The following is a 6484-nucleotide window of genomic DNA, read 5'->3' as shown; positions in this document are numbered from 1 at the left end:
TTTCAGGGTGCGGTCGCCATAGGACACTTCGACGCCCATGCTGCGGCGTGACGCCAGCGCCACCACCTCGTCGGCGGGGAATTTGCGTTCGTCCAGGATGTTGAGCATTTCCCGCCCGACATTGCCGGTCGCTCCGACCAGCGCGACTTTGTAACCCATCGTTCACTCTCCGAACAAAAATGCTTCACCTCGCCACGCGGCGGAAAGGGAAGAGGCAGCGCTTCTATGCGAGAAACGCCGTCAAGACAATGTTAACGACGACGTTTGAGCAGTGAATGCGACCCATATTGGCGTCCGGCGCCAACCACACCGCCAGCAAAATTCATCCGGCGCTGCGCAGCTTTGCCGACGAATGCAGCGGCTTGCTGGCCCGCCTGATTGCCTATGTGGGAGCGCTGGCCCTGATCGCCATCGTGGGCTTGAGTCTATGGGACGAATTGCCGCTCAAAGACATCGGTGATCCCACGGCCAAATCCGCCTGGAGCCTGGCCGCCCGCTCGTATCCGGCATTCGCCGTCAGCCAGTTCGATTTGTCCCGGAAAACAGAGACTTACGAAATCCTCCGGCATCCCGCCGGCGGCCGCAAGGACGTATTGCGCTGGGCCGCGCAGGGTGAAAAGCCGATTGCCGAACTACAAATCTACCGGCCCGGCGGCGAATTGAGCCAGTCGGGGCCGCCGGCCGCCGAAATCGCCGGCCGCATGGACCCGGAGGGCATGCGGGAGCTGCAGGCCGCCGGCATCATCGACAGCAAGTTCGGCGCGGTGACGCTGCTCGGCCTCGCCGACCGCGGCGGCGGCGCACGGCCGTGCCTCGGCTTCATGAAAGCGTTCGACCAACCCGATTTGCGGGTCTCCGGCTGGTCGTGCCAGGGTGACACGCTGCCGGCCCGGCGCGCCGCGATCGGCTGCATCCTCGACCGGCTGATCCTCCTGACGGCCGGAAACGACCCGAAACTGGCGGCCCTGTTCGCCCATGCCGAACTGAAGCGCGGCGGCTGCGCGCCGGCATCGACGGCACCGATCCGGTCCGCCGATTGGGTAACCGGCACCCAAAACCCCCGGCTGCGCGGCAGCCAGTGATCGGCCCGACCGGCCAAGATGCTGGTATTCATGCAACAATTGCCGCAAGGGAGCATTATTGTGATGCGGTGTGGCCCGATTGACCTTGTGACGCCGTCCCCGCGGCAGCTAAAATGGCCGCAAACCGGACCTGCCGGCGCCAGCTTCCCATGAGGACATGATGACCCTGAAATTTCCGCCTGCGAAGAATGTTGCCAGGCATCTTGCGGTGTTGCTGGTGGCGGCCGCCATGGCCACGATCGGTTTCGACGCAACGCAGGCCAATGCCGAGGCGAAGCGGCAGTTCGACAAGCAGGGCCGCCCCTATTACGGCCCGAGCGGGCCCAATGTGGTCTACCAGGAAGGCCCGCGCACGCGCATCTACGTCACCAAGCGGTCGTGGCTCGACGCCGGCACCGAAGTGCTGCCGGGCGATCGCAAGTTTCAGGACTATGCATTTCCGCCGGCGATCGGCTATCCATCGTTTGCGCGCGAAAACCGCAATCGTCCGATCGACCGCCAACCGCTGAACACGCCGTCGGATCTCGGCGGATATCCGGAGTGGTTCCCGCTGTATTGATTGCACATCATATTCGTCATGGCGGGCTTGTCCCGGCCATCCACGTCTTGATGCAATCAAATCCGTAAAATAAGAAAGACGTGGATGCCCGCAACAAGCGCGGGCATGACGATTTCTTTTAAACGTGCCGCGCCTGCACTTCTTTCAGGATCGCTTCGCCCATCTGCGCGGTCGAGACCGCGGTCGTGCCGTCGGACCTGATGTCGGCGGTGCGCAGTCCCTTGGCGAGCACCGCCGCGATCGCGGAATCGACCTTGTCGGCCAACGCCCCCATGTCGAACGAATAGCGCAGCGCCATGTTGAACGACGCGATCATCGCGATCGGATTGGCCGCACCTGAGCCGGCGATATCCGGCGCCGAGCCGTGCACCGGCTCATACAGCGCCTTGCTTTTTTTGGTGCGCGGGTCGACGTCGCCGAGCGAGGCCGACGGCAGCATGCCGAGCGATCCCGTCAGCATCGCCGCGATATCGCTCAGCATGTCGCCGAACAGATTGTCGGTGACGATGACGTCGAACTGTTTTGGCCAGCGCACCAGACTCATGCCGCCGGAATCGGCGAGCTGATGCTCGAGCTCGACGTCCGCATATTCGCGCTTGTGAACCTGCGTCACCACCTCGTTCCACAGCACGCCCGATTTCATGACGTTGCGCTTTTCCATCGAGGTCAGCTTGTTGCGGCGTTTTCGCGCAAGATCGAAGGCGACGCGGGCGATGCGCTCGATCTCGTAGGTGTCGTAGACTTGGGTGTCGACCGCGCGCTTCTGGCCATTGCCGAGGTCGGTGATGGTTTTCGGCTCCCCAAAATACACCCCGCCGGTGAGCTCGCGCACGATCATGATGTCGAGCCCTTCGATCACCTCGCGCTTCAGCGATGAGGATTCCGCCAGCGCCGGATAGCAGATCGCCGGGCGAAGATTGGCGAACAGCGCCATCTCCTTGCGCAGCCGCAGCAGCCCGGCTTCGGGACGCGCGTCATACGGCACGGAATCCCATTTCGGCCCGCCCACCGCGCCGAAGATCACGGCGTCGCTCGCCTGCGCCAGCGCCATGGTGGCATCGGTGATCGCAACCTTGTCGGCATCATAGGCGCTGCCGCCGACCAGCCCCTGCTCGGTCTCGAATTTTGCAATACCTTGCGCATTGAGCCAGTCGATCAGCCGCTTCACCTCCGCCATCACTTCAGGACCGATGCCGTCGCCGGGCAGGAGCAGGAGTTTGTGGGTGGGCATGGTTCGTTACCTCATCGATGCGTCACTGCCGGGCAAAAAGCACCGCCGTCATCCTGAGGTGCTCGCCGTCTTCGGCGAGCCTCGAAGGATGAGCCGCAAGTGCCTGGGGCCATCCTTCGAGAGGCCGCGCAAGCGCGCGGCTCCTAGGATGACGGCAGCGCGGAGTGCTAAAGCGGCCTTGCGCGATTGGCAAGACACCATTGCCGGCCGTGCCCTGTGCAAGCGCATCTTGCCCTGCCACAATGCGGCTCTGCCGGAGCGATCCCTTGCCAGCCCCTAACCCTCCTCCGCCCTATCCGCATCCCGCGCGGCTGATCCTGATTGTTTCGCTGGCGCCCACGATCTGCCTGGGCATCGGCCGCTTCGCCTATTCGCTGGTGCTGCCGGACATGCGCGACAGCCTCGGCTGGTCGTATTCCGCCGCGGGCTTCATGAACACGATCAATGCCGTCGGCTATCTCGCCGGGGCGCTGGTTGCCTCGCGCGTCATCAAACGAACGGGGCTTGCGGCAAGCGTGCGCTGGGGAACGCTGGCCTGCGTCGCGTCGCTGGCACTGTGCGCGCTGTCGGGCAATTTTGTGGTATTGAGTTTTGCGCGGCTGCTCGCCGGTTTGGGCGCGGCTGCCGGGTTCATCGGCGGCGCGGCGCTGGCGGCAACGATCGCGCAATCGCGTCCTGACCGGGCGAATTTTCTGCTCAGCCTGTTTTATGCCGGACCCGGGCTTGGAATCGGGCGTCGGGACTGATCGCGCCGTTCACGCTGCAGGCGTTCGGTCCCGGTTCGTGGTGGATCGTGTGGTGGGCGATGACGTTGCTGACGATGGTGATGACGCTGCCGCTGCTGCTGGCGCCGATCGGAGCCGGTACGGCAATCGCCGACGCGGCGCCGGCAAAATTCGCCATCAAACCGGTGCTGATCTACCTCGTCGGCTATTTCCTGTTCGGCGCCGGCTACATCGCCTACATGACCTTCATGATCGCCTATGTGCGCGACGGCGGTGGGGGTGCTGCCGCACAAAGCGCGTTCTGGTGCCTGATCGGGGTGAGCGCTTTCGTGACGCCATGGCTGTGGCGTGGCGTGCTGGCGATGGACCGCGGCGGCCTCTCCACCGCGATCATTCTCGGTGTCAACGCGGTCGGCGCCGGACTGCCGCTGTTCGGACATTCGCCGCTGTTGCTTAGCATATCGGCGCTGGTGTTCGGCGTGTCGTTCTTTGCGCTGGTGGGATCGACCACCGCCTTCGTGCGCTTCAACTATCCGCCCACGGCATGGCCCAATGCGATCGCGGCGATGACGATTGCGTTCGGGGTAGGCCAGATATTGGGCCCGATCGTGACCGGCGCCATCACCGACGCGATGGGCAGTCTTTCATATGCGCTGAATGTTTCGGCGGCGATGCTGGCGGTGGGTGCAGTGTTGGCGGCGTTCCAAAGGAAATTGGTGCAAATCCCGACGCGTCATACGCGGGCTTGACCCGCGTATCCATCAATCTTCAAAAGAGTCTTTTCGAAGGGGATGGATTGCCGGGTCAAGCCCGGCAATGACGGAGTGCCTCAACTCCCGCTGAACGAATTATACCCCTGGTCTTCCCAGTAGCCGCCCTTGTAGTCGTTGGTGACTTCCATCGAGATCACGTATTTCGGATTCTTGAAGCCGAGTTTTGTCGGCACCCGGATCTTCATCGGATAGCCGTAGATGCGCGGCAGGATCTCGTCGGCGAATTTGAACGACATCTGGGTCTGCGGATGCAGCGCACTCGCCATGTCGAGCGGTGAGTTGTAGCCGTCGTAATCGGCGCACTGGAACCAGCAATACTTTGCGCGCGTGTCGGCGCCGATTAGTTTGAGGAAATCGCGCAAGGGCACGCCGGTCCAGCTTCCGATCGCGCTCCAGCCTTCGACGCAGATATGGCGCGTGACCTGTTTGACCTGCGGCAGCTTGTAAAGCTCCTCCAGCGTCCAGGATTTCTTGTTCTCGACCAGGCCGCGCACCTCGAGCTTCCAGTCCGCGGCCTTGATGTCGGGCGCATCGTCCTGATCGTAATAGCCGTTGAACGGGAACGGCCGGGTGATCGCGCTTTCCGGAAACGTCGGCGCCAGCGCGTTCGGATTGAACATTGCCGCCTGCACGCCGTCATTGAATTTCGAGATCTGCTTCAGCATGCTCTCAGCGGAAAAACTGTCCGACACGTCGCAGCCGGTCAACAGCGTCAGCGCGCCGAGACTGGCGCCGCTCGCGATGAAGCGGCGCCGCGACAGATCGGGCATCAGTCTTGTCGCGTCCTTGATCAGCAGGTGCTTGTCGACACCGGGGATCAGCAGCTTGCGGATGCGGCCCATGTTGTTCCTCCTCAGCGGCCGATGATCATGGCGCGCAGGCTTTTCGGCACCAGCAGCGCCAGCGCGACATGAACGATCATGAACGCGACGATCAGGGCCATGCAGACGAAATGAACGTAGCGCGCGAGCTCGTAGCCGCCGAACAGCGCGGTCAGGTATTGCAGCTGCACCGGCTTCCATATCGACAGGCCCGACAGCACGATCAGCACGCCGACCACGATGATCCCGGCATAGAGCAGTTTTTGCACATAATTATAGGTGGTGAGGTCCGCATGCGACAGCTTGCCGGTCAGCGCCGCCTTGGTGTCGGCGATCACGCCCTCCGGCGTGATGGGCAGCAATTTTCTGCGAAAACGGCCGGTGGCAAAGCCGAGCACCAGATAGACGAGGCCGTTGACCATCAACAGCCACATCGCCGCGAAATGCCACAGCAGCGCGCCGCCGAGCCAGCCGCCGAGCGTGATCGAGCTTGCGAATTTGAAATTGAACAGCGGCGAGGCGTTGTAAATCTGCCAGCCCGACATGATCATCAGGATCATCGCCACCGCGTTGATCCAGTGCACCGTGCGCACCCAGGCCGGTTGAATCACCTTGGCGGGGGTGGTGGTCGCGCGTTCCTGATTGGCTGTGATGCTCGACATGGCTGGTGCGTCCTGAATTCGTATCCGATTATACGCGCAAATCTCCGTCTCGTTACTGTGATAAAGGTTATCAAGTCGATTTTACCGGCCCGTAGGGTGGGCAAAGCCGTCGGACGCGCAGCGTCCGGTGGCGTTCCCACCATCGATCGGCAATCGACCGGTTTGGTGGGCACGGCGCAAGGGCCTTTGCCCACCCTACGGCTTCGCTCGCAATGACGGGCTGCGACGTTACGACGCCGGCATCAGCACGGTGTCGACCACGTGGATCACGCCGTTGGACTGGTTGACGTTGGCGATCGTCACGGTCGAGGAGCCGCCCTTGGCGTCGACGATCATGACCTTGTCGCCCGACTTCTTGACCGTCAGTTCTTCGCCCTCGACGGTCTTGAGCTTCTTGCCGTCGGTCAGGCTGGAGGCCTCAAGCTTGCCCGCCACGACGTGGTAGGTCAGGATCTTGGTGAGGGCCGGCTTGTTCTCCGGCTTCACCAGGGTATCGACGGTGCCGGCCGGCAGCTTGCCGAAGGCGGCGTTGGTCGGCGCGAACACCGTGAACGGGCCCTTGCCTTCCAGCGTCTCGACCAGGCCGGCGGCCTTCACGGCGGCGACCAGCGTGGTGTGGTCCTTGGAGTTG

6 protein-coding genes and 2 pseudogenes are annotated in these 6484 nt (G+C 63.0%); 3 read left to right on the top strand and 5 right to left on the bottom strand.

Annotated features, from left to right (window positions below):
* Window positions 1–159: pseudogene (locus tag VGP39_RS02530) on the bottom strand (aspartate-semialdehyde dehydrogenase); the annotation flags it as partial.
* 116 nt (window positions 160–275) lie between these two features.
* Here VGP39_RS02530 and VGP39_RS02525 point away from each other — a divergent pair.
* A complete protein-coding gene (locus VGP39_RS02525; protein ID WP_327566535.1) occupies window positions 276–1082 on the top strand; it encodes a hypothetical protein in 807 nt (268 codons plus the stop codon).
* Between the two features lie 160 nt (window positions 1083–1242).
* Entirely contained in the window at window positions 1243–1641 is a 399-nt protein-coding gene (locus VGP39_RS02520; protein ID WP_327566534.1) for a hypothetical protein, read from the top strand.
* Window positions 1642–1759: 118 nt separating this feature from the next.
* Here the strand turns inward: VGP39_RS02520 and leuB are convergent, their stop codons facing one another.
* Window positions 1760–2872 (bottom strand): 3-isopropylmalate dehydrogenase, encoded by a 1113-nt coding sequence (leuB, locus tag VGP39_RS02515; RefSeq protein WP_327566533.1) that lies wholly within the window; start codon window positions 2870–2872, stop codon window positions 1760–1762.
* Between the two features lie 266 nt (window positions 2873–3138).
* On the opposite strand from leuB, the pseudogene VGP39_RS02510 reads away from it, so the two are divergent.
* Window positions 3139–4346, top strand: a pseudogene (locus VGP39_RS02510) (YbfB/YjiJ family MFS transporter).
* 80 nt (window positions 4347–4426) lie between these two features.
* On the opposite strand, the gene VGP39_RS02505 reads toward VGP39_RS02510, so the two are convergent.
* The 3 genes from VGP39_RS02505 to VGP39_RS02495 all read right to left on the bottom strand — a co-directional run.
* Window positions 4427–5212 (bottom strand): molybdopterin-dependent oxidoreductase, encoded by a 786-nt coding sequence (locus VGP39_RS02505; protein ID WP_327566532.1) that lies wholly within the window; start codon window positions 5210–5212, stop codon window positions 4427–4429.
* An 11-nt stretch (window positions 5213–5223) separates the two neighbouring features.
* A complete protein-coding gene (locus VGP39_RS02500) occupies window positions 5224–5853 on the bottom strand; it encodes a cytochrome b/b6 domain-containing protein (RefSeq protein WP_327566531.1) in 630 nt (209 codons plus the stop codon).
* 228 nt (window positions 5854–6081) lie between these two features.
* Window positions 6082–6484, bottom strand: a 403-nt coding sequence (locus VGP39_RS02495; protein WP_327566530.1) for a fasciclin domain-containing protein, incomplete at its 5' end; no start/stop codon positions are given.

Origin of the sequence: Bradyrhizobium sp. (genome assembly GCF_036009065.1) — a bacterium.
Taxonomy (GTDB): Bacteria; Pseudomonadota; Alphaproteobacteria; order Rhizobiales; family Xanthobacteraceae; genus Bradyrhizobium.
The sequence above is the reverse complement of the archived record's forward strand: the minus strand, read 5'-3'. Positions and strand labels throughout refer to the sequence as shown.

Bases quoted from the DNA above. Each gene is read 5' to 3' on its own strand.
- VGP39_RS02525 (WP_327566535.1), top strand. From the start codon at position 276: ATGCGACCCATATTGGCGTCCGGCGCCAACCACACCGCCAGCAAAATT.
- VGP39_RS02520 (WP_327566534.1), top strand. From the start codon at position 1,243: ATGACCCTGAAATTTCCGCCTGCGAAGAATGTTGCCAGGCATCTTGCG.
- VGP39_RS02505 (WP_327566532.1), bottom strand. From the start codon at position 5,212: ATGGGCCGCATCCGCAAGCTGCTGATCCCCGGTGTCGACAAGCACCTG.
- leuB (WP_327566533.1), bottom strand. From the start codon at position 2,872: ATGCCCACCCACAAACTCCTGCTCCTGCCCGGCGACGGCATCGGTCCT.
- VGP39_RS02500 (WP_327566531.1), bottom strand. From the start codon at position 5,853: ATGTCGAGCATCACAGCCAATCAGGAACGCGCGACCACCACCCCCGCC.